The organism is Arthrobacter sp. C152 (genome assembly GCF_054890965.1).
In genome coordinates, this window is sequence record NZ_JBTZSU010000075.1 from 1 (window position 1) to 3,447 (window position 3,447).

Consider the following 3,447-nt stretch of genomic DNA (forward strand, 5'->3'; position numbering starts at 1 on the left):
GATTATTCCGAGGATTCCGTTATCCCGGGTTGTTTACATTTTTCTTGTCCTGCCGCGGGGGTTGGCGGTGGTTCCTCGTGATAACTATTTGAGGCCGGCGAGTCTGAGGATGAGGTCCTGGGGTCCTGTCCAGATCGGGGCGGGCTCGGGAGCGCTGCCGGCGGCTTTCTGGATGGCCCCTCGCACCATCTGGTTGTCCGCCGAGGCGTAGATCTCGGTCGTGGAAATGTTCGCGTGGCCCAGGAATTCCTTGATATGCGGCAGGGGCACTCCTGCGCGGAGCATCTGCATCGCACGTGCGTGCCTCAGCTGGTGGGCGTGGATGCGTCTGGGGACCTCGGGGCAGTGCTCCCGTGCGGTGCCTGCATGCTTGTTGAGCAGGTAGGCGACGTTGTCCTGGCTCATGGGCTGGTGCCGGCCAGCCCGGACCGTGTAGAAGAACAGGTTTTCCGGGGCGCGGGGACCGGGATGGAACTGATCCAGGTATTGCTCCAGGTGGCGTCCGGTTTTGTCCATGATCGGCACCGTTCTGGTCTTGCGCCCTTTTCCCGTGAGCGTCACCTGGCCGTATCCCGGCGCGGTGCTCACATCCGCCAGTGTCAGGTCCAGGACTTCCTGGATGCGGGCGGCGGCGTCGAAGAGCAGCAGGATCAGGGTGGTGTCGCGCAGCCCGTGGGCGGTTTGTTGCCCCGGCGCCCGGATCAGCGCTTCAACGGCGGCCATGCCCAATCCGTCCGGTGCCCGCTCCGGTGTCCGTGCGGGGCGGATCCTTTTGACGTCCAACCAAACCGCGACCAGAGCAGGTTCCTCCCCGGCGCAGTACGACAGGAAAGATTTGATGGCGGCCAGCCGCTGGTTAGCCGTCGAGGCGCTCAGGTGCCGGGCATCCATGAGCCACGTATGGAACCCGGAAATAGTGCCGTAGCTGATGGCTTCGAAACCGACCTGCTCCAGTGTCAGCTGCCGGGTTTCTCCGAGGTAGGCCAAAAGAGTGTTCAAGGCCGCCTTGTAGGAGCGGATGGTGTGCGGGCTGAGCCTGCGCGACCGGGGCAGATAGATCGTCAACCAGCTGCGAACCAGGGTGAAGAAGTCATCGGATTTCATGGCGTGCCTCCGGAAACCTGGATTCAATGCCTGCGTTGGCGATGCCGCGCAGCTCGGGATGGAAGTCGGCGGCCAGATGGAAGTAGTACCAGGTGTCCTCTGTATTGCTGTGGCCCAGGTGCAGGCCCAGGTAGGCGACGAGCACCTCCGGGCTCCTGCCCGCGTGCACCCACCGGTTGATCAGCTCGACCACATGCGCATGCCGCAGGTCATAGGGACGCGGAGGAGAGCCGGGGCTCGCCACGATGAGCGGGGCCACGGCGGAGAGAAGCTCGTGGAACCAGGAGTCCGGGGTTTCCTGGCTGTAGAAATGTCCCAGATGGTTGGGGAAGAACGGTATCCGGTCCGGGTGGAAGGAGCTGATCGCGGCGTCGTAGTGGCGGCAATACTCCTGCAGATCCGGGGACATGAACACCATCCGGTCCTTGTGCCCCTTGGACTCGCGGATCAGCACCGACCCGTTGGCCGGGTCGACATCGTTGCGGTGAAGCTTCCTCGCCTCGCCCGGTCGCAGGCCCAGGCAGTAGATCATCCGGAACATCACCGGAATGATCAGCTGGCGCTGGCCGCCATAGGGCGACGCCTGGATCGCGTCGGCGGCATCAAACAGGGCACGCAACTCCCGGTGGGAGAAGATGTGCGGACGGTAATGGACTTGCCGGCCGGGAATGCCCGCCGGGATGACATAGGCCTCCTCGCCCATTGAGACCATGTATTTGGCGAGCTGTCTGATGGGGGTGATCCGCCTGATCTGGCCGTTGACATGCTCATCCGGGCGTTTCACGGCCCATTCCATGGCCATCTCCCGCGAGAGAGTGGCCTGTCCCGGAAAGCGCTGAGCGCACAGGGTGTCGAACGCCAACAAATGACGTTCCGAGGATTCATACGGCAAGCCCAGCGCATGCTTGAGTACCAGCAGGCCGCGGATCTGGGGTGCCAGGGCGCTGGCAAACCGGTTCATGGCCGTGCCCTTCTCGGCTCGATGCCCGCAAAGTCCAGACAGCATTCGCGCATGCGCTCCTCGTCGGCGGCGAGGTAGTGCTTGGCCGAGGAAATGCCCCGGTGACCCAACGCCCCGGCGATCACCGGCAATGGGGTGTCGCCTTCAAGCATCCTGGTTGCAAGAGATGCCCTCAGCACCCGAAAACCAGGCCCAGCACCGGGCCGGGAAGCGATGCCCGTCCGCCCGAAGGCACGGGACGATACGTCATGCAAGCCGTTTGAGGGCGCGAGGGCAACATGCGGGGCCTGTGCCCGAAGGAACACATGCTCATCGTCCGCCCCGGCGGGCCTGTCATGGAGCAGGTAGTCGGCAATCGCCTCGCCGACATCGGCCAGCAGCGGCAGGACCAGGAGTGCCCCCGTCTTGTGCTGCACCAGGATGATCTGCCCGTTCCGCCAGTCGATGTCCCTCAGGCGCAGCGCCACGATGTCCACAGGGCGCAACCCGGTGCGCGCGCCCAGCAGCAGCATGGCACGATCTCGACGACCGACGACCTTGCCCGGGTCGGGCGACGCCACCAGCATCTCGATCTGCTCCACGGGCAGCACCAAAACGTGCCTCACCCGTCGTGAAGCGCTCCGTGGAACCGCCTTGGCCAGACCCGAACAGCCACGGGCTTCCTCGAGAAAGCGGCACAGAACCCGAACGGCGGAAAGCACCGTCCTCATGCTGCCGGGCCGGTAACTCTCCGCCAGCAAAGCCAAGGCCGCAGCTACCTCTGCACCAGTCAACTTCACAAAGTCCGTGATTCCTTGACCCTGCCACGACGCCAGCGCCCGGCGGCCAACTGTTGCATACAACTCTTGGGTGTCCTTGGCCAAGCCGTGGCGAGTCAGCCACGCCTGGAATTGCTCCTGCACCGGGCGAAACACGTGATTGAGCCCATCATTCGCAGCGGCCTGCTTGGACAGCTTCCACCGATACGTGCCGGTTTGGTCGACCTCTGACAGCACCAGGGCCGTCTTGCGCAGGAGTTTGTATTTCCACGCCTTGAACCTGCCCTCACTGCGTTCCGTGGCAAGAAACTGCAAGTATGCTGCCAAGGCCTCGTCCGTGAACTCGGTGATTCCTTCATCGGAGCAGAACACCTCAAACCGGTGCCACGCCCACCGATACTGCATCAGCGTCGACGGCGCCTGATTAAGCCGTACGATCTCGGTGTCGGCTTTCGAGATCAGCTCACCAATGGGGATCTTCACTTCTTCCTCACCTCCATGTGAAAACGAACTGGGGCGAGTCAGCGTAATCCCGGATTGTTATCCCGAGTATGCGGTCACAAAATCCGGTTCCGCAAAAGAATGCGGCCAGAAACCCGGGATAACGGAATCCTCGGAATAATC

At 63.1% G+C, this 3,447-nt stretch carries 3 protein-coding genes; all 3 read right to left on the reverse strand.

Annotated elements, in window-relative coordinates:
* Positions 1-84 precede the first annotated feature (84 nt).
* The 3 genes from ACYSM9_RS21680 to ACYSM9_RS21690 are packed head-to-tail and all read right to left on the reverse strand — an operon-like array spanning position 85 to position 3,306.
* A complete protein-coding gene (locus tag ACYSM9_RS21680) occupies positions 85-1,104 on the reverse strand; it encodes a tyrosine-type recombinase/integrase (RefSeq protein ID WP_461859011.1) in 1,020 nt (339 codons plus the stop codon).
* On the reverse strand, positions 1,091-2,065 hold the full coding sequence (locus ACYSM9_RS21685) for a tyrosine-type recombinase/integrase (protein WP_461859012.1): 975 nt from the start codon (positions 2,063-2,065) through the stop codon (positions 1,091-1,093). Before ACYSM9_RS21685 ends, ACYSM9_RS21680 begins: the two co-directional genes overlap by 14 nt.
* On the reverse strand, positions 2,062-3,306 hold the full coding sequence (locus ACYSM9_RS21690) for a tyrosine-type recombinase/integrase (RefSeq protein ID WP_461859013.1): 1,245 nt from the start codon (positions 3,304-3,306) through the stop codon (positions 2,062-2,064). The genes ACYSM9_RS21685 and ACYSM9_RS21690 overlap by 4 nt, the downstream gene beginning before the upstream one ends.
* Positions 3,307-3,447 lie beyond the last annotated feature (141 nt).

Excerpts from the sequence above, each read along its gene's own strand:
- ACYSM9_RS21680 (WP_461859011.1), bottom strand. The coding sequence starts at position 1,104 with ATGAAATCCGATGACTTCTTCACCCTGGTTCGCAGCTGGTTGACGATC.
- ACYSM9_RS21685 (WP_461859012.1), bottom strand. The coding sequence starts at position 2,065 with ATGAACCGGTTTGCCAGCGCCCTGGCACCCCAGATCCGCGGCCTGCTG.